The sequence below is a fragment of the Vibrio sp. R11-SG3-ISO9 genome, assembly GCF_059834255.1.
In genome coordinates, this window is record NZ_JCBDGU010000043.1 from 372,431 (window position 1) to 392,423 (window position 19,993).

The 19,993-nt window shown below is 43.2% G+C and carries 20 protein-coding genes; 11 read left to right on the forward strand and 9 right to left on the reverse strand.

Features of this window, described 5'->3' with window-relative positions:
• Positions 1-37: 37 nt before the first annotated feature.
• The 7 genes from AC6R05_RS15270 to pspA all read right to left on the reverse strand — a co-directional run bounded on the left by AC6R05_RS15270 (position 38) and on the right by pspA (position 7,358).
• The gene (locus AC6R05_RS15270) at positions 38-604 is read right to left on the reverse strand and encodes a DNA-3-methyladenine glycosylase I (protein ID WP_150894159.1); all 567 of its coding nucleotides are present in this window, start codon (positions 602-604) and stop codon (positions 38-40) included.
• Positions 605-691: 87 nt separating this feature from the next.
• Positions 692-3,787 carry an efflux RND transporter permease subunit gene (locus tag AC6R05_RS15275; protein WP_032552136.1) on the reverse strand — a complete coding sequence of 1,032 codons (3,096 nt, stop codon included), beginning with the start codon at positions 3,785-3,787 and terminating at the stop codon, positions 692-694.
• Positions 3,780-4,865, reverse strand: coding sequence for an efflux RND transporter periplasmic adaptor subunit (locus tag AC6R05_RS15280; protein ID WP_500647901.1), 1,086 nt, complete (start codon positions 4,863-4,865; stop codon positions 3,780-3,782). The genes AC6R05_RS15275 and AC6R05_RS15280 overlap by 8 nt, the downstream gene beginning before the upstream one ends.
• Position 4,866: 1 nt before the next feature.
• Positions 4,867-5,901, reverse strand: coding sequence for an efflux RND transporter periplasmic adaptor subunit (locus AC6R05_RS15285; protein WP_032552134.1), 1,035 nt, complete (start codon positions 5,899-5,901; stop codon positions 4,867-4,869).
• A 158-nt stretch (positions 5,902-6,059) separates the two neighbouring features.
• Complete coding sequence (gene pspC, locus AC6R05_RS15290; RefSeq protein WP_150868906.1) at positions 6,060-6,446, reverse strand: envelope stress response membrane protein PspC; 387 nt, start codon at positions 6,444-6,446, stop codon at positions 6,060-6,062.
• Positions 6,439-6,672 carry an envelope stress response membrane protein PspB gene (pspB, locus tag AC6R05_RS15295; protein WP_500647902.1) on the reverse strand — a complete coding sequence of 78 codons (234 nt, stop codon included), beginning with the start codon at positions 6,670-6,672 and terminating at the stop codon, positions 6,439-6,441. Before pspB ends, pspC begins: the two co-directional genes overlap by 8 nt.
• A gap of 14 nt (positions 6,673-6,686) precedes the next feature.
• Positions 6,687-7,358, reverse strand: a complete 672-nt coding sequence (gene pspA / locus AC6R05_RS15300; protein ID WP_032552131.1) for a phage shock protein PspA — start codon at positions 7,356-7,358, stop codon at positions 6,687-6,689.
• 241 nt (positions 7,359-7,599) lie between these two features.
• Between pspA and pspF the strand changes: the two genes are divergently transcribed.
• The 11 genes from pspF (at position 7,600) to AC6R05_RS15355 (ending at position 18,444) form a co-directional block, all read left to right on the forward strand.
• A complete protein-coding gene (pspF, locus tag AC6R05_RS15305; RefSeq protein WP_500647903.1) occupies positions 7,600-8,613 on the forward strand; it encodes a phage shock protein operon transcriptional activator in 1,014 nt (337 codons plus the stop codon).
• A gap of 102 nt (positions 8,614-8,715) precedes the next feature.
• Positions 8,716-10,341, forward strand: a complete 1,626-nt coding sequence (gene sapA / locus AC6R05_RS15310; protein WP_500647904.1) for an ABC transporter substrate-binding protein SapA — start codon at positions 8,716-8,718, stop codon at positions 10,339-10,341.
• On the forward strand, positions 10,341-11,303 hold the full coding sequence (locus AC6R05_RS15315; RefSeq protein ID WP_150894146.1) for an ABC transporter permease: 963 nt from the start codon (positions 10,341-10,343) through the stop codon (positions 11,301-11,303). The genes sapA and AC6R05_RS15315 overlap by 1 nt, the downstream gene beginning before the upstream one ends.
• Positions 11,290-12,177 carry a putrescine export ABC transporter permease SapC gene (gene sapC / locus AC6R05_RS15320; RefSeq protein ID WP_032552127.1) on the forward strand — a complete coding sequence of 296 codons (888 nt, stop codon included), beginning with the start codon at positions 11,290-11,292 and terminating at the stop codon, positions 12,175-12,177. Before AC6R05_RS15315 ends, sapC begins: the two co-directional genes overlap by 14 nt.
• A complete protein-coding gene (locus AC6R05_RS15325; RefSeq protein WP_500647905.1) occupies positions 12,177-13,178 on the forward strand; it encodes a peptide ABC transporter ATP-binding protein in 1,002 nt (333 codons plus the stop codon). Before sapC ends, AC6R05_RS15325 begins: the two co-directional genes overlap by 1 nt.
• Positions 13,175-13,957: a peptide ABC transporter ATP-binding protein gene (locus AC6R05_RS15330; protein WP_500647906.1), complete on the forward strand. Its 783-nt coding sequence runs from the start codon at positions 13,175-13,177 to the stop codon at positions 13,955-13,957. The genes AC6R05_RS15325 and AC6R05_RS15330 overlap by 4 nt, the downstream gene beginning before the upstream one ends.
• Before the next feature lie 48 nt (positions 13,958-14,005).
• Positions 14,006-14,785 (forward strand): DUF2927 domain-containing protein, encoded by a 780-nt coding sequence (locus tag AC6R05_RS15335; RefSeq protein ID WP_500647907.1) that lies wholly within the window; start codon positions 14,006-14,008, stop codon positions 14,783-14,785.
• 61 nt (positions 14,786-14,846) lie between these two features.
• Positions 14,847-16,436, forward strand: coding sequence for a hypothetical protein (locus AC6R05_RS15340; RefSeq protein ID WP_500647908.1), 1,590 nt, complete (start codon positions 14,847-14,849; stop codon positions 16,434-16,436).
• On the forward strand, positions 16,426-17,349 hold the full coding sequence (locus tag AC6R05_RS15345; RefSeq protein WP_500647909.1) for a glycosyltransferase family 2 protein: 924 nt from the start codon (positions 16,426-16,428) through the stop codon (positions 17,347-17,349). Before AC6R05_RS15340 ends, AC6R05_RS15345 begins: the two co-directional genes overlap by 11 nt.
• Entirely contained in the window at positions 17,349-18,080 is a 732-nt protein-coding gene (locus AC6R05_RS15350; RefSeq protein ID WP_500647910.1) for a class I SAM-dependent methyltransferase, read from the forward strand. The genes AC6R05_RS15345 and AC6R05_RS15350 overlap by 1 nt, the downstream gene beginning before the upstream one ends.
• Positions 18,073-18,444, forward strand: coding sequence for a GtrA family protein (locus tag AC6R05_RS15355; RefSeq protein ID WP_500647911.1), 372 nt, complete (start codon positions 18,073-18,075; stop codon positions 18,442-18,444). The genes AC6R05_RS15350 and AC6R05_RS15355 overlap by 8 nt, the downstream gene beginning before the upstream one ends.
• A 56-nt stretch (positions 18,445-18,500) precedes the next feature.
• Here the strand turns inward: AC6R05_RS15355 and AC6R05_RS15360 are convergent, their stop codons facing one another.
• Positions 18,501-18,890, reverse strand: coding sequence for a DUF2750 domain-containing protein (locus AC6R05_RS15360; RefSeq protein ID WP_152468991.1), 390 nt, complete (start codon positions 18,888-18,890; stop codon positions 18,501-18,503).
• A 163-nt stretch (positions 18,891-19,053) separates the two neighbouring features.
• Positions 19,054-19,959: a manganese-dependent inorganic pyrophosphatase gene (locus AC6R05_RS15365; protein WP_150894142.1), complete on the reverse strand. Its 906-nt coding sequence runs from the start codon at positions 19,957-19,959 to the stop codon at positions 19,054-19,056.
• Positions 19,960-19,993: the final 34 nt, after the last annotated feature.

Genomic DNA, 19,993 nt, shown 5'->3' on the forward strand with positions numbered 1-19,993 from the left:
ATTTTCCACTAACGACTAAATTACCATCGCTTTATCGCTACTTTTTTGGGCAATCAACCAGGTGGTCGTTCACCATGCCGACCGCTTGCATAAATGCGTAGCAGATCGTCTCTCCGACAAACTTAAATCCACGCTTTTTAAGGAATTTACTCATGGCTTTTGATTGCTCAGTTGACGCAGGAACCTGAGACATTTCTTGCCAGTTGTTCATGACGACTTGGTGGTCAACGAACTGCCAAAGCGCATTAGAGATTGAACCAAATTCTTTCTGTAACTCTATTGCGGCACGCGCATTATTAAATACTGAAGCAATCTTGCCTTTGTGTTTGACCACATCATACGTTTCAATAATCTCAGCGACATGTGATTCATCCATTGCTGCCAAAGCCTCTAAGTCATACTCTTTAAATGCCGCTCGATAGCCTTCTCGCTTCTTCAAAATTGTGATCCAACTTAAGCCAGCTTGCGCACCTTCAAGCGTAATAAACTCAAACAGAACCTGATCATCATGAACCGGGATACCCCATTCCTTATCGTGATACTCCCTTTCCAACTCGTGCTTCAATGCCCATGCACAGGTTTGTTCGACTTGTTGTGTCGTCATTTGTGATTCTCCCTAACGGTCAATACAGCGACCAAAAAATAGTGCCCCTTGATGGGGCACTATAGTCTTTAAATAATAATGAAAATGTTAGACAACTTTGATTTTGTGGAACATGCGGTACAACACCGGAACCACAATCAAGGTTAATACTGTCGCAAAGCCTAGACCGAACATGATAGTTACCGCCATCGGCTTAAAGAAGATGTCCGGTAGAAGCGGAATCATACCCAGAATGGTCGTAATCGCCGCCATACACACAGGTCTAACACGACTCAGCGCAGCATCTACTACCGCGATGTATGGCTCCTTACCCGACTTCATCTCAATATCGATTTGGTCGAGCAGTACAATACCGTTCTTGAGCAGCATCCCCGACAAACTCAAGAAGCCAAGCAATGCCATAAAGCCAAACGGAGTGTTGAGCGCGAGCAAGCCTGTGGTTACACCAATCAATGCCAATGGCACAGTCAACCAAACAATCAGCGGCTCTTTCACTGAGTTAAACAAGAACACGGTGATCAAGAACATAAACAGGTAACCGAGAGGCATCGTGGTAAACAGCGACGCTTGCGCATCGGCTGAAGACTCGTACTCACCACCCCACTCGAGTGAATAACCCGGTGGAAGCTCGATCGCTTCAATCTGTGGCTGTAGACGCTTTTGAAGCGTTGCAGCGGTCTCTTCACCCAGTAAGTCAGGGTCAGCAAACACCGTCAGCATACGCTTACGGTTCTTACGAATGATGAGTGGGTCTTCCCATTGCATCTTGTAACCTAGGGTCACTTGTTGCAGTGGAATGAACTCACTCAATGCTGGGCTCCAGATCTTCATCCCTTCGATGTTTCGGATATCGATACGCTCATCTTCTGGCAGGCGTGCCACGATAGGCATCAACGTCGTACCATCACGATATACACCGATCGCTTTACCAGAAAACGACATTGCCAAGAAATCATCCACATCAGACTTCGTGATACCGTAACGACGAGCCTGACTTTCGTTAAACTGAGGTTCAAGAACCTTAGTACGATCGCGCCAGTCGTGACGAACGTTAAATGCACCTGGATCAGCATGCATAATATCAATCACTTGAGCGGCAATTGAACGCAGCACTGTTGGATCAGAACCTACGATACGCGCTTCAATTTTCGCACCGCCACCTGGACCCAATTCAATCTGCTTCAACTTGTAGTCAATTTCAGGGAAGCTCGCGTCGACATAGTCTCTAAAGCGCTTCATAAGTGGAGCAAGGACTTCATAACTTTTAACACGTGTTGTGATTTCACCATAAGCACTGTAGCTCTTCTCTGGCGCATACGTCAGCATGAAACGCTGTAAACCCTTACCTGCGGTCGTCGTAATATGCTCAACTTCCTCTTGCTCAGATAACCAGTTTTCCAGCACTTTCAGCTTGGTATTTGTCGCACGGATGTCTGTCCCTTCTGGCATCCACACATCTACTTGGAACATTGGTGTAGTTGATGATGGGAAGAAGGCTTGTTTCACGAAACCGAAGCCGTAAACACTCGCACCTAAACCAATCACCAGAACGATCATGGTTAGCCATGCGCGCTTCATACAGAACTCAAGGAACTTTTTGTAGATGACAAAAACCATCCCGTTGTATGGGTCTTTACCTTCGTTATCCGGGTCCACCTTCTGACCTTTGAAGAACAAGTCAGCAAAGAACGGCGTGATTGAGATTGCAGTGAACCAACTCAACATCAATGAGATAAGCAGTACCGTAAATAAGGTGCCACAATATTCGCCCGTCGAGTCTTCTGAAAGTCCAATAGGCGCAAAGGCTGTTACCGCAATCACAGTCGCACCTAACAGAGGCCACTTAGTTTGAGTAACGATGTCGGTGGCTGCCTGCATACGTGTCCGGCCTTTTTGGGTGCCTATGAGTATGCCTTCGACCACCACAATGGCATTATCCACCAGCATCCCCAGCGCAATAACCAGAGCCCCCAGTGAGATACGTTGCAAATCGATCTTGAAGTACTGCATGAAGATGAAGGTACCCAATACCGTCAGCAACAAAATCAATCCAATCAACAGACCCGAGCGCAGCCCCATGAAGAACAGCAGCACCACGATAACGATAGCAACGGCTTGTCCTAAACTGACCACAAAGCCACTAACCGACTTGTCTACCTCTTTCGGTTGGTTATATACCTCAGAGATATCAATGCCTACAGGTTGTTGGTATTTCAGCTCGGCTAAGCGTCGGTCAAATGCTTCACCAACCGCCACTACGTTTACACCTTGAGCAAACGAAATCCCGAGGTTAAGCGCTAACTTACCGTTGTAACCGATGATATTGGTTGGTACTTCAATGTAACCACGCTTAACGTCTGCCACATCTTTCAAGTAGATGAGGCCTTGCGCGCCACCTTCGGTAAGAATCAAGTCTCCGAGCTGTTCAACATTCTGGAATTCCCCCGTCGGGTGTATACGAATATATTCGTTACCGATTCGTACCGCACCTGCGTCTGAAACCACGTTTTGTGTCGAAAGGAGATTAAAGACTGTGTTTGGAGAAAGGCCTAAAGAGCTGATTTTCTTCATCGATATTTCAATGAACACTTGCTCTTGCTGCGCTCCGGAGACCGAGACTTTACTCACTCCATCCACCAGTTCTAATTCACGGCGGAGGTAGTCAATATAATCAAGTAGCTCTTTGTAGGAGTAACCCTCACCAGTGACCGCAAGCAGAATCCCGTACACATCACCAAAGTCATCGATCACTTGAGGATCATTCACCCCCGGAGGCAGCTGCCCTTTGAGATCGTTCACTTTACGACGCAATTCATCCCAGATCTGTGGAAGGTCATCAGGGCCGTAGTTGTTCTTCATGGTCACAGTGACCTGAGACAGTCCTCGGCTTGAAATAGAATTGACTTCATCAACATAAGTAAGTTGTTGGATTGCTTTCTCGAGCGGGTATGTCACCTCTTCCTCAACTTGCTGAGGTGTTGCTCCCGGGTAGGAAGTGACAACCATTGCGTCTTTAATGGTGAACGCGGGGTCTTCTAGTCGACCTAGTCCAAAGAACGCTGAGACACCACCAATCAAGAAGATAAGTGATAGCATCCAACTAATCACCTTATTACGAATGAAATATGCCGCAACTCCTGTTACTTCATCATCGCTTTGAGGCTTGTTATTCACTTCACTCATTATTCGTCTCCTGAGACAATACTTCCACTGTCATCCCATCTCTTAACTTCGACACACCTGCTGTCACAATGGTTTGGCCAATTGCTAACCCTTTAATCACTTGCAGAGTTTTTTGGTTGGCTTTGCCTAAAACGATCTGTTGTTTGGTCACGGTCTTATCATCATTCACAACCCAGACATAAGAGTCTTTGTTATCTAGAGGATCGCCGTCAGCATTGAATACCGACTCAATTGGGATCAGCACCCCTGCTTTGAGCTCTAAGCCAATATCGCGACCGTATGAAGTCACCTCAACCGCCATACCATCAAGGATCAGATCATCCTTTGGCATTGGTAGCGCAAGAGTCACAGTAAACGTGCCAGTACTCGGATCCGGCTCTGTGGTGAACTCCTTGATTCGAGATTCATATTCATTGCCGCTAGGGACACGAACCAAAGCTCGAATATCCGAGACCAGTGTCTCAGTAGGTTGATTCACATAAATACGATCTGGTAGCTGAATCACCACCTCAACGTCTTCAACACTGTGAATATTGACGATCTGTTGGCCAACCTGAATGTTCTCGAATTGGTCGACGCTTACGCGAGAAATGATGCCATCTACAGGGGCACGCAATTTAGTAAATGAAAGACGCAGTTTCGCCAACTCCAACTCGGCATAAGCGATTTGACGCTGCGCTGCAATTTCATCAAATTGGGACTTGGCCAATAGGCCTTTTTTAACCAATGGACTTGAACGTTTGTACTGGCTGTTTACCACCGTATATCGAGCCTGAGCGTTATCGACTTCTAGTTGATAGTCAGTTGGATCAAGTTCGGCAATCACGTCACCTTCTTTGACACGCTCACCCTCTTTTACCGTCAGTCGGTTAATTTCGCCTGCAACTCGAAAGCTAAGGTGCGCTTTCTCTGCCGCATTGGCGACTGCTGGGAAGTAGAGCTTGTCATGAAAATCAAGAACCTGTACTTCCATAGCTCGAACCAAAGGCACATTGACTTCAGACGTCACCTCTGGTCGTTCACAACCAGCAAGTAACGCTAGACAGGAGAGCCCAATAGCTCTTTTAATATTCTTCATATTAGAGCCCTCTCTCTTTAATCCACTCGCGGACTTTTTCACCTGACTTCAACTCATTAACGCCAGATGTCACGATGCGGTCACCATCATTCAACCCAGAAACGATATGACGCTTTTCATCCGTCACTATCGCGACTTTCTCAACAATGCCGTCGTTGTTCACGCGCCATACATAGGTATCGTCGTTTTCTGTAATCATTGCGGCGGTTGGAATCTTGGTTGCAGCACCGCGATTTGAAGAGAGGAATACGTTACCAGACATGCCCGGCAAGATACCGATGTCCGTCGGACGCTCCATTACCATAGTCACTTTATAAGAACCGGTTTTAGGGTCCGCTTCGGTATCGACCTCTTGGAATGTCAACGGGTAGGAATAATCCGGGAAGGCATCAAACACCATGTTCGCTTCTGTTTCAAAACCGGCTGAGTAGCGCGTGATTAACTGATCCGGAAGCAAAAACACAACCTTCATAATCTGGTTGGTTTGAATGTTCATAATCCCTTCTTTGGCTGCCACATATTCATGATTTTCGGCAGGAATAATAGAGATGGTGCCGTCGTAAGGAGCAACAAGGTTAGTGTATCGAAGGTTGGCTTTGGCTTGGTCTAATACCGCTCTTGCCGAGTTATGGTTTGCTTTCGCTTGATCGTAATCTTGCTCCGAAACCACGCGGTCTTTGCGCAGCTTTTTAGCTCGTTCGAATTGAACATCCGCCAACAGATAATTAGCTCGTGCCTGCTTTTCTAGTAGTTGATACTCGTCGGGGTTGAGAATGGCGAGTGTGTCGCCTTTTGTGACCACCTGCCCTGCAGTGACCTCAATACTTTGTAGGAGCCCCGGTACACGGAATGCGAGGACTGCTTTATCACCGGCTTCTGTTGTGGCTGGAAAGTCGCGTTTAAAAGTGTTGTTGCCGACAGAAACAGTGAAGAGTTTGGCAGGTCGAGATTCAGGTTCGGGGACAGGAGGCAGCTCCTTACCACACCCAGACAGCCCTGCTAGTGCTGTCATAAGGACAAGGGAGGCTTTATACATTTGAGATCATCCATATCTATAAATATTTTATTAACATAGATTAATCACATCTAACTTACCAGTTAATGTCCGGAATTATTTTGAGAAAATATCCAAAAAAAATAACGGCTTGGACGATAATCATCCAAGCCGTTATAGGAAGTTAATAAGTTAACGTGCTACATGTTTTTAAACTCACGATTCACTTTGAAAGTATCAGAAGTGACATAAGCTTCAATGTTGCGCACATCGCGCTCTATTTTCTCGAAGTCACTCTCTAAAGTGTTGAGCAGGAACTCTGGTGTTTGACCTTGCTCCCATGGCTTTTGCTTTAAAGTGTGCTCCTGTTTTGACTTAAGTTCATCGACATAGCGTCTTGGCTGCTTTTCAATCATGAATGTCATCGCCAGATAAGCGAGAATCACTAAGAAGCTACCGCCCAGTAGCGCCGCAGAGATAACCATAATGCGTACTAACCATACTTCTAAGCCAAAGTAATTCGCTAGGCCGGCACAAACACCTGATAACTTGCCGTTAATAGGGTCGCGATACAGTTCTCTACTCATAGTTTCGTCTCCAATTAGGGGACTCCGCATCTAAAATCTTTTCTAAAGTTTTAATACGATCTTGCATAGACTCCGCTTGTTGCGAAAGGTGGTGCAACCTTTGAAGATCCGTCTCAGACAAACCGTTGCTCGACTTCTTCTTACTGCGGTAGTGTAAAAATAACCATAGCGGAGCAACAAAAATCAGAAAGACAATCAGTGGAACAGCTATTAGAAATGATGACATAGATAACTCCTAGGTTATTTATCGCGATTTTCGACTTGCTGCTTCAGTTTCGCCAACTCTTTTTCAATTTCATCTTGAGCTTGCAGTTCAGCAAATTCTTGGTCAAGGGATTTAGCGTTACCTGTTTTAGCATACAGATCCGCTTCAGCCTCAAGTTCATCTACTTTACGTGACATTTGCTGAAATTTCGCCATCGCTTCATCTGTTTTGCTTGAATGAAGATGTTTTTGAACATCACGACGATTGCTTGCTGCGTTGTTACGAATCGCTAGCGCTTGTTGCTTTGCGCGCGTCTCAGCGATCTTAGTTTCAAGCTTACCGATTTCGCTGGTTAGCTTTTCAATTGTCTCTTCCACTAGGGTTTGTTCAGTGTGAAGACTCTTGATGATGTCTTCTAGCTTTTGCTTCTCAATCAGAGCAGCTCTCGCTAGATCTTCACGTTGCTTAGTCAGTGCAAGTGTCGCTTTTTGTTGCCAATCTGCAATTTGGTCTTCGATAGACTCAACCTTACGAGCCAGTTCTTTTTTGTCAGCGATAGCTTTCGCTGAATTGGTGCGAACTTCTACCAGTGTGTCTTCCATCTCTTGAATGATAAGACGAATCATTTTTTCAGGATCTTCAGCCTTATCGAGTAATGCGCTGATGTTTGAATTTACGATGTCTGCAAAGCGAGAAAAAATACCCATAAGGAACTCCTTAAATAATCAACTTAGCCAATGGTTAAACCATGGATACTGTGCGAATGGTGTTATCACTCGCGGATAAACTTATTCTTAGTAATCCAAATTGCGTGCCAATTTTATACTCATTAAAAATCAATAACTTAATATTAGGTGGTGATTATAACAACAGATGCTATGATGAAATTAACCAAGTGTTGGTATTTTTCACCACCAGCGTCACACAATTGCACTGATAAGGCCACCTATGCAGCAAAATTTAATTGGCGAATCCCCAAGTTTTCTCTCTGTTCTAGATAAAGTCTCTCAATTGGCTCCAATTGAAAGGCCAGTCCTCATCATTGGTGAACGCGGTACCGGTAAAGAGTTGATTGCGCAGCGTCTTCATTACCTCTCGAAGCGTTGGGACCAACCCCTAATTTCATTGAACTGCTCCACACTCAGCGAAGGCTTGATCGACTCCGAACTCTTCGGTCACGAGTCAGGCTCCTTTACAGGTTCAAAGGGTCGTCATCAGGGTCGATTTGAGCGTGCAGAAGGCGGCACTTTGTTTCTCGATGAACTAGCAACCACTCCTCTTGCTGTTCAAGAAAAGCTACTTCGCGTAATCGAATATGGACAGTACGAACGCGTTGGTGGCCAAAAAGCCCTTAGCGCCAATGTAAGGCTGGTTTGTGCGACCAATGCCAACCTGCCCGATATGGCGAGTAAAGGTGAGTTTAGGGCGGATCTACTTGACCGCTTGGCGTTTGACGTGATTACACTCCCACCTCTTCGAGAACGAAAAGAAGACATCATACTGCTTGCCGAATATTACGCGATTAAGATGTGCCGCGAACTTGAACTAGAGCTGTTTGTCGGCTTCTCACCTGAAGCAAAACAGTCATTGATCGATTACCCGTGGCCGGGCAACGTTCGTGAACTGAAAAACGTGATTGAACGAGCTATCTACCAACATGGCCGTAATCCAGAGCCGATTGAATCTCTTGTATTTAATCCGTTCAAGCCAGCATGGAGTGAAGCCCAGGCTGAAACTGACAATCCTGAACCAAGCAACCATACTTCTAATGAGCGCAGCTTTTCGCTTCCTCTCGATTACAAGGCGTGGCAAGAGGAACAGGACATCGCACTCCTCAATCAGGCGCTAAAAACAAGCAAGTACAATCAAAAGCAGGCAGCTGAACTGCTTGGTCTTACCTACAACCAATTAAGAGGCATGGTGAGGAAATATGCGATAGTTGGTCAAAACAGCGATAAATAGCTGCTAGCACAGGATTATTATTTGGAGCGCAATAAATAAAATGTTAAATTATCTGGATCTTGAGGCACCTCTTCCGCCTCGTTTCGAAAAGTATTTCTTTTTATGAAAGCACTATTAAGACTGTCACTAGGTATCTTCACGCTAGGCTTTTTAGCTGGCTGTGGAGAAAGCGTCGATCACGACCAGATCCGAGAAAAAGGCTTTATTTACTGCGGCCAAGGGAACCCGAGTACCTTTAATCCACAATTGGTGGACAGCGGTATTACTGCGGAGTCGCTAAGCCCTCAGATTTTCGATACTCTGCTGCAGCTCGACCCTGAGACATATCGCCCACAGCCTAACATCGCATCCGAATGGACGGTGAACAAAGCGGGGACTGAATATACCTTCAAATTGCGCCCAAATGTGCAGTTCCAAACGACCGATTGGTTCAAGCCAACACGTGCTCTAAACGCACAAGATATTGTTTTTAGCTTCGAGCGTATCACCAACAGCACTCACCCATTTCACTATGTAGGTGGCGGCCTTTACCCTTGGTTTGCGGGTATCGATTTCCCGAATCTAATTAACAGCATTGAAGCGATTGATGACCTAACGGTTAAGTTTACGCTCACTCGTCCAGACAACTCATTTTTGACCAACATTGCCACCAGTTATGCAGTGATCCACTCAAAAGAGTACGCCAATCAACTGATTCAGTTAGATGAGAAAAACCGCTTAGACTCACACCCAGTCGGTACAGGCCCATTCTACCTTGATGATTTTCAAATCAACGATTTGGTTCGATTGAAAAAGCACAAGAATTACTGGAAGAGCAAGGTGAAAATGGACCAAGTTGTGTTTGATACATCACAACGTGGTACTGGCACACTCGCAAAACTACTGCGTAACGAATGTGACGTGCTGAATTCGCCTATCTCGAGCCAGATTCCAATCATTCAGGCTCAAGAAGAGCTTGAGATTACAGCGACACCAGCTGTAAACGTGTCATTCATCGCTCTAAATACAGAGCACCCCGCACTGCGTGACGCACGCGTACGTAAGGCGCTAAACCTAGCGATCAACCGCCAAAATATCTTGGATTCAGTGTATTACGGGACAGGCAGCAAAGCGTATACTCTATTACCACCAACCTCTTGGGCCTATCAAAAGGACCAAGTTCAGGTTCGCTACGACCGAAACTATGCTGTTGCACTTCTTAAAGATGCCGGCGTCGACCCCGGATTGGAACTCTCTATGTGGGTACCACTTGAACCGAGGGCCTACAACCCAAGTCCGCGTAAGACGGCGGAGCTTATCCAAGCAAACCTTGCTGATATCGGTATAAGCTTAAAGCTTTACACGGACGACCGATTCGATCGTACTCAGCTCTCTTCCATCGCGTCGACGGATCTTCTGCTTACGGGCTGGATTGGCCACACTGGAGACCCAGACAACTTCTTACGCCCACTGCTCTCTTGTCAGTCAGAACGCGCTGGCTTGAACGTATCGATGTGGTGTAATTCAGATTTTGATTTTCTTCTCGATCTCGCGCTAGAGATCAATCAACAGAGACACCGAGTGAACTTGTATCACCAAGCCCAGAATATTCTTAACGAAGAATTCCCAGTAATCCCTCTGGCTCATGGCGTGCAATTCCGTGTACACGACCGCTCATTAACAGGCTTTAAGCAAAGTCCATTTAATGCGCAGCCTTTCGACCAAGTGACGAGAGAGGTGCAGCCGTAATGTTTTGGTATACGTTAAGACGCGTTAATTTATTTGTCATCACGCTCGCGATACTGACTATTGTTGGTTTCTCATTGCTACGATTAGACCAAACGTCACCGTGGGCTATTCAAGAGTTTTGGCCGGGCTGGTTGAGCTACATTGGCGAATTATCAACACTGAACTTCGGTATCAGTAAACATGGTGCGCCTATCTATGATGAATTGGCCGTGGTCTTCCCAGCGACGCTAGAATTGTGTTTCTTCGCCTTCCTTCTTGCGCTTCTTATCGGTATCCCGCTAGGTACTATTGCAGGCATGCGCCAAGGCAAGTTCATCGACACCACAATCTCGTTTACATCGATGTCAGGTTACTCTGCCCCGATCTTCTGGGTTGCACTGCTGATGATCATGGTCTTCTCTTTGCATTTTGAGATGTTCCCTGTTGGCGGTCGCTACGATTTACTGTACGAGATTGAACATGTCACTGGCTTTGCAATCATTGATGCATTTTTTGCCGAAGGCCGCTACAAAGCACATGCTTTACAGAGTGTGATTGAGCATATGGCCCTGCCTTGTTTGGTACTGGCTTTAGCGCCAACTACACAGGTTATCCGTCTAATGCGAGCATCAGTGGCCGAAGTGATGACGCAGAACTACATCCGTGCGGCACGTATTAAAGGTCTTTCAACTCACGAGATCGTCACTCAACACGTGCTACGTAATGCGATTCCACCTATCGTTCCTAAGGTCGGTGTACAGCTTTCAAGTATGTTGACGCTTGCCATCATTACCGAATCTATTTTTAACTGGCCAGGTATCGGTCGCTGGCTGCTTGATGCACTATCGAACCAAGATTACGTATCAATCCAAGCTGGTGTGATCGTGGTGGCAACGCTCGTTCTGACAGCAAATATCCTATCGGATCTGATCGGCGCGATGATCAATCCTCTAGTAAGGAAAGAGTGGTATGCTAACAAGTAACGTTTATCAAGAAGAGCGCATCCCGACTCAATTTGAGCGTTTTTGGCGCAGTTTCCGCAATAACAACCTAGCGATGTTTGGCCTGTGGTGCTTGGTATTGATTATCTTCGTCACTATCACCGCGCCTTGGCTAGCACCTCATGATGCTCAAGAGCAGACTGGTCACTTATTGACGCCACCATCGTGGGATCCAGCCGGTACAGTTGAATACTTTCTAGGAACGGACGATTTAGGTCGCGATATCCTGTCACGCCTGATTATTGGCTCTCAGCTCACCTTTGGTGCAGCGGTGGTGATTACCTTCATTGCGGCTGTCATTGGTTGTTTGATTGGCGTATTGGCGGGTATGACTCGTGGTCTACTATCAAGTACCCTAAACCACCTGCTTGATACAGTCATGTCTATCCCATCTTTGCTGCTAGCAATTATCTTTGTTGCTTTCCTAGGTTTTGGGGAATTCAACATCTTACTGGCGATCTGTCTTGCGCTGATTCCACGCTTTATTCGTTCTGTTTATATCGCGGTGCACGCAGAGGTAGAGAAAGATTACATCATGGCATCACGCTTGGATGGTGCGAACGATTTTTACCTACTTTGGAACTCTATCGTTCCTAATATTCTTACGGTTATCGCCCTAGAAGTGACGCTAGCGCTGTCTGTTGCGATTCTCGACATTACCGCACTAGGCTTCTTAGGCTTGGGCGCTCAAGCACCAAGTACAGAGTGGGGCTCGATTCTGGGTGACTCTGTAGAGCTGATCTACTTAGCGCCTTGGACTGTGACCCTACCTGGTCTCGCAATCATGTTTACTGTTATCGTCATCAACTTAGTCGGTGAAGGCGTACGCCAAGCACTTAACGCAGGAATCGAATAATGCCGTTACTTGATATTCGACATCTGACCATTGAAATCGAAACACCTCAGGGCTTGGTTAAAGCCGTAGATCGTATGAGTATTACCCTTAATGAAGGGGAAATTCGCGGCTTAGTGGGTGAATCAGGTTCAGGAAAAAGCTTGGTAGCCAAAGCGATCGTTGGCGTATGTAAAGAAAACTGGAAAGTTTCTGCTGACCGGATGCGTCTAGGTAACATCGATCTACTTCAACTGACACCTAAAGAACGCCGCCGAGTCATCGCCCGTGATATCGCGATGATCTTTCAAGAACCTTCGACATGTCTCGATCCTTCGGAAAAAGTGGGACACCAACTGATCGAAGCGATTCCATCTCATGCCTTTGAAGGTAAATGGTGGCAGCGCTTTAAGTGGCGAAAGAAACAGGCGATTGCCCTACTTCATAAAGTCGGTATTAAAGACCACTCACGCCTAATGGACAGTTACTCTTATGAGCTGACTGATGGTGAGTGTCAAAAAGTGATGATTGCGATGGCGATTGCTGCCAAGCCAAAAGTACTGATTGCCGATGAGCCAACCAATGACTTGGACCCAATCACTCAGTCGCAGATTCTGCGTCTGTTGAGCCGCATGAATCAGCTGCATAACACCACCATCATTTTGATTGGGCATGACTTAACAACCATTACCCAATGGGCAACGCGAATTACGGTTATGTATTGCGGTCAGTCAGTTGAATCTGCAGACACACCTAAACTCTTGGATGCACCTAAGCACCCTTATACCGTAGCGCTGCTTAAAGCGATGCCAGACTTTAAAGATTGGATACCGCATAAAGAGAAATTGCAGTCTCTACCAGGCTCAATTCCTCCTCTGCAGCATTTGCCAATTGGTTGTCGTTTGGGTCCAAGATGCCCTTACGCACAAAGACAATGTGTTGAGATACCTCATACCAGTCGCGTAAAGAATCATAAGTTTAACTGTCACTTCCCACTGAACATGGAGAAGAAAAAGAAATCATGAGTGCACTATTAGAAGTCAGTGATCTTTCCAAAGATTTTACGACACGCTCTGGGCTTTTTCGTAAGAAGATTCATCAGGCGGTGAAACCGGTGAGCTTCACTCTAGAAGCGGGACAAACCATTGGATTTATTGGACAAAATGGCTCTGGTAAGTCAACGCTTGCTCGCATGTTAGCTGGTATGGTTGAACCTACGTCTGGTGAGATTCGAGTTAATGGTGAAAGGCTTGAACACAAAGACTACTCGACGCGTTGTAAGCTAATTCGCATGATCTTCCAAGATCCAAATACGTCGTTAAACCCTCGTATTCAGATCGGTCGCATTCTTGAAGGACCACTCAAGCGAAATACCAACATGCCGCCTGAAGCGCGAATGAAGCGAGTGAAAGACACGCTGCTTCGCGTCGGCTTGCTACCAGAGCACGCTTACTTCTACCCTCAAATGCTCGCAGCAGGACAAAAACAGAGGGTTTGTCTGGCTCGTGCCTTGATACTTCAGCCATCCATTATTGTTGCCGACGAAGCGCTTAATGGTTTGGATATGGCGATGCGCTCTCAGATCATCAACCTGTTCTTGGAGCTTCAAGAAGAGATGGGCGTATCGTTTGTGTACGTTTCACAACACATCGGCATCGTTAAACACATCACCGATAAAATCATCGTTATGCATGAAGGCGATGTGGTCGAAGCAGGTGAAACGCATGAGGTGCTCTCTAACCCTGCTCACCAAATTACTCAGCGTTTGGTTGAAAGTCACTTCTTTAAAGCACCAAACTATTAGTCACTGAAATCATTAAAACTGCGGTAATGTCAGAAGATGAGGGAATAAATGAAACTGTATCTGTTCTACATTTATTCCCTTTTTATTGCTCTATTTTCAGGCCCCACTCACGCTACTGGACTTACTTGGCTTAACCCTAGCTTCGTTGCACGCGCTTTCTACAGCGTTGCTCTGGAGCATGAATATACAAGTGGCAACCACCCGTTGGCGAAATGGAACCAACCAATAAGAATTTGGTTAGATCACCGCGTCGGCGATGCTGCTCTCCATCAAGAACTTGCCGAATTACACGTTCAGCACTTGGCTCAAATCACCGGCCTATCTATCGAGTTTGTTAGTAAACAATCACAAGCCAACGTGCATTGGATTTACACACGTGAATCAAAGTGGATTAAAGAAGCCAAGTCAGCACTTAACCTAAGGTCAACTCAACATTTAAACACGGCAATATGCACCGCAGGTTATAAGACCAATGCCACTGGTCATATTGTCTCTGCGGCTATCGTAATACCTGTAGACTTGGCAAGGAGTCGAGGCAAGTTATTAGCATGCGTCGTAGAAGAAATCACACAAGCGTTAGGGCTGCCCAATGACTCGGAGCATGCCTACCCTTCTATCTTTAATGATCACACACCAGAGGAGCTTCTAGCGCCTTTAGACGTGGTTTTGTTAAAGCTACTCTATGAGCCAGAGTTAAAAGCAGGGATGACGCTCTCAGAAGTGAAGCCTGTTGTAAAACGGTTAGTAAAGAAATATCAAAGAGAAGGGATACTGAAAGGTGCTACTAAGGAAGCCAGACAAGCTCCCTTATATGAACTGTTTCGTTAAAAAGAACTGATTATGTGAATTCTCTATTTCTCTCCTAAACTCTTTTGGGGAGCTAAAGAAAATGGAGATAGATTTGAGAATTAACTGGTGGAATAGTTCAATCAATCTCGTGCCCATTCTTTTGGGCGCTTGTTCTATTTTACTTATGGGTTATGTTGCGTTTTGGGTTCAATTTAGCCTTCCTCTTAATGCCGATGTCTCCTTCTTATCTCAAATGGCACGGTTCACCCACTCATATGATTTCTATACGGAGTATTATGAGATAAACCCACCTCTAATTGTATATATTTACAAGTTAATACTATATTTAAACCCATTATCTACAATGGACTATATCTCTAATCTTAGAGTTGGGATGATTGTCTACCTTGTTATTTGTTCATTTATTACGTTAAATAACCTTAGGTATATTGAGTATGGGACATTACTCTCTACTACTTTATCTTTCTGCTTATTCTTTACATTTCCTAACGACTTCTTACAAAGAGAGCATATAATAAGCGGAGCGATAATAGCTTATTGTAGCAATGGTATCTTAGTTTTATCCGGAAGAGGAAACTCCATATCAACATCAATATTAAACTCATTACTTATATTTATAGCAATTTCAATCAAACCTCAATATATTTTTGTTTTCGTATGTTCTGAATTATACATATCTTATCAATTAAAAAGAATATCTAATATATTTAGCTTGCAGGTATTTTTGTCCATTGCTTTAGGAGTTGGTTACCTAACATTTGTTTATTTACAACATCCATCGTATTTTGAATTAATAATTCCATTAGCATCTACTTCCTATTCCGCTTACTTTGTCCCTTTCAAAGACATAGCAACTTCAGTCTTTTTTTTACTTCTAGTAACCTACTTTCCAATTAGGTATATTTGTACTAACACGTCAAAAAAAAAGCAAACACTGCTTTTCTACACAATAACCATTTATATTTCCGCGATAATTACTTTTTTAATGGGTAGAACAGGTTTCACATACCATCTAATTTTAGCTGCAATTATAGGTCTATTTTTTATATTAGTATCAACTTACATATGTTTATTTAATCCGATTATAAAAGGAAGAGTTAGGGATAACATTCAAGTGGTTATATCTTTGGTAACCCTGATTGCTCTTTATTATTTTAACTATTACAACTTCATCCCTCCTAATCATGAAGATTATAATTCAAAAACTAAATTTAATATTGAAAACAGACAAGAAGAAGAAATAAAAGATATATATATAATGATATCAAACAACACTGTCGAGTTTGATAAGATATACGCATTGACTACAACACTTTATCCCGTTCATACCGTAGTTGCTCATACTAATTTGAGATGGGTAAATAAATTCCCAGTCATGTGGCCTTTACCAAATCATCTCACTGGAACTACTACATTGAGCAAAAATGTGGTTAAATTTGTATTGAAAACAATAGAAGAAGATCTTATAGAAAAAAAACCGGAAGTCATCTTAGTAGAAACGAGTAAATCACTACAGAGATATCCTGAAGAATTTAATTTCATTAATTTCATATCTTCAAATGAAGATATTAAAAACCTCTTTAATTCATATAAAGAAGTAGGGGTGGCTAGCTATAAAAACAAAAACTTTAAGATACTTAAGCTAGAGGAAAATAAAAGTGAACTATAAGTTAGTGACTATTATCTGTCCCGTATTCAATGAGGAAGATAACATATTATCATTTGTTCTTTCTATAAATGATGTATTTTCTAATATTAACGTCGTGCACGAAATTCTTTTTATTGATGATGGTTCAACCGATAAAACTTTACAGGTAATAAAGGAACTTAAGTCTACTCATTCTGAAATTAAGTATGTTTCTTTATCTCGAAATTTTGGCAAGGATGCTGCGTTGACAGCTGGCCTAGATAACGCGACTGGAGACGCAGCAATTCCCATGGATGTTGACTTACAAGATCCCCCTTCGCTTATTCCTGAAATGGTTGCTCATTGGCTTGAAGGCTACGATGTGGTACTTGCAAAAAGAGTAGACCGAAAAGACTCATGGCTAAAACGAACATTAGCTACTACTTTCTATAGTGTCATGTCTCGAGTAGGTGATAGAAATATCCATCATAGTGTTGGTGATTTTCGTTTATTAAGTCGGCCTGTATTAAATGCTTTGATGCAAGTAAAAGAAAAATCACGTTATATGAAAGGGCTTTTATCTTGGGTAGGGTATAGAACAACTACAATAGATTTCGTTAGAGAAGAAAGGAAACAAGGAGAAAGTAAGTTCCCACTAAAAAGCCAAATAAAGCATGCATTGGATGGATTAACAAACTTCAGCTCTCTTCCACTTCGATTTTGGAGTATTTTGGGGTTTATGTTTTCATTCGCTTCTATGATTTATGGATTCTTCATAATAATTTATACACTCATAACAGGTGTGACAACTCCTGGCTACGCCTCGATATTTGTTGCTATCACGTTTTTTGGAGGAATACAGTTAATTAGTATTGGTGTTTTAGGAGAATATATTGGAAGAATATATATGGAAACCAAGTCTCGCCCTATTTATCTAATAAAAGAGAAAAGTTAATGGAAGAGTTCGCATACAAACAAATGAAAGAAACTCAATCTTGTCATTGGTGGTATTTGAGTCGCCGAAAAATATTAGATAAAGCTTTGGAAAAACATGTTGGATCCTGTAACGATATACTTGATATCGGAGGAGGTATGGGTGGAAATATAGAGCTTTTGAAAAAGTACGGCTCATTGACTATCTTTGAAAAGAATAAATATGCGGTAGAATATTTATCTACACTAGAGTCTTGTCATGTCATTCAAGGCAGCTTTCCCGAAAGTATAGATAAGCATTTTCCCAATTTTGATTTAATCACAATGTTTGATGTGCTAGAGCATATAAAAGATGATCAGATTGCATTAGAAAAAATATATAAGTTAATGAAGAAAGGAAACAAACTTATAATTACAGTGCCCGCATACCAGTTTTTATTCTCCCATCATGATATTGTCTTTCACCATTACCGTAGATATAACATGCAAGAAATTCTCTCTAAAGTCCAAACGGTTGGTTTTGATGTAAGGCATCACACTTATTTTAATACAATACTTTTCCCAATCGCTCTTATCTCTAGGATTATAAGTAAACTATCACCAAAGATACAAAACCATGAGCAAAATATACACAAATCAAAATCAAATTTGATACTTGAGAAAATATTTTCTTTAGAAAAACACTTAATAAATAGATTTAGACTACCTTACGGACTGTCAATTTTACTGATACTTGAAAAGAAAAATGGATGAAAGAAAATTTGTAAAATTCATAACTTTTGGTTCAATTACAACCGTCATCTATATGATAACGTCATTTGCACTAATAGAACTCGTAGGGCTTGAACTTACACAATCTCACCTAATCTCCTATCTAATGTGCTCTTTTATATCCTATACATTTAATCGAAGTTTAGTATTCAAAAAAAGAATAACATTATCAAACATACTAAAATTTAGCATGCTATCTATGATATTTTTAATTATAACAGGTTTCACAAGTCAAATAATAGTAGAATATAATCACAGTCCATTACTGAGTATCATAATAATCCCATGTTTATATTCTACTATCAGCTACTTAGCAATGAAATTCCTCGTTTTTAGCGATAAATGAAGTTTTAGATTATCGAAAGTTAAGATAACAAAAACTACAACGATGAATCACCATAACTAACGCTTCGCCGCTTGCTTCTTGAGTTCGAAATCGAATTCGTCAGGGAAGAGTACTACGCCCTCTTCCTGCTCATTTGGAAAGACAACAACAGCGAGTTCATCGTCTTCTAGACCCATGGTCCAACGACTGTGCCACTTATTCAATGAGATAGCTTCAGCTTTACATTCTGACCACTCGCCTGTTGCCCAAGACTCTGCGAACTCTTTGTTTGGCCAAACGGGTACACAATCTTCATCTTCAGTATTTAGCATCACACAACCGTGCTCGTCGGTTAGGATCCATACTTCACGATTAGCCACGATCTCTTTTACACAGTATTTAAAGCGTTGTTCACCTGTGTATTTGTTAACTTCTGCGATTTTTTGCTCGTCTAGCGGTGTAGTCATTGTCTTTTCCTACTTTTGTCAGTGCGTTCGCTCTCATACAGTGTATGCCGAGCTTTTTGAACTGCAAATACTTCTATTCAAAGAAATAGTCTAATAAGGTGTAATTTAATGCCAAAGAAAAACGCCTGCTAAAAAGCAGGCGTTTAATTCGTCAGCAGCTTAATTAAGCAAGCTCACCTTGAAGCCAAGGCCAACCTTGCTTCTTACGGCTTAGTGTATTTTCCATCATCAATACACCATCTTGCTCGTGCTTAACTAGCTTCTCAGCCCACTCACCTTTGTAAAGAAGACGAGTTTGAGCTGTTGTGATATCAGTTAACATTACTGCAGCGAATGCTAGACCGTCTTTCTCGCAACGAGTTTCTAGGTCAGCTTCAAGAGCTTCAATCATGCCATCAACTTGCTCAAGAGTTGCTAGCTCAACTTGGCCAACTACTACGTCGCGACCGTTGAACGGGTAACCTTTAAGGTCTTTTTCTACTAGTTCAGCAGCAGATAGGCCTTCGATGTTTGTTTTCGCGATTAGTAGTGCTTTGATGAACGCGTCTACGTCAGTTACACCAGCGATTTCTGCTAGTTCAGCAACTGCGTCTTTGTCTTTTTGAGTACAAGTCGGAGATGCAAAACCTACCGTGTCTGACAGGATAGCAGACATCATTAGCTTAGCGATTTGTGGAGTGATTTCGTGACCTTCAATCTTGAACATGTTGAATAGTACAGTGTTTGTACAACCAACAGGCCAGATCCACGCTTCCATTGGATTTACTGTCATCACATCACCAAGACGGTGGTGGTCAACGATACCAAGGATTTCTGCGTCAGCAACGTCATCAGGAGCTTGAGCTAGATCTGAGTAGTCTACTAGCCAAATTTTTTCGCCAGCAACAGAAGTACGAAGCTCTGGCATATCTGCGCCAGCAACTTCTAGAATGTGTTGAGTTTCGCGGTTGATCTCGCCTTGGCGAATTGGTGTCGCTTCTTCGCCACGAGCTTTAAGAAGCTCAGTTGCAACTAGCGCGCTACAAATACTGTCACTATCAGGGTTTTTGTGACCAACAACTAAAATCATGTTTCTTCCTATTACACTAAAATTACAGCTCTAC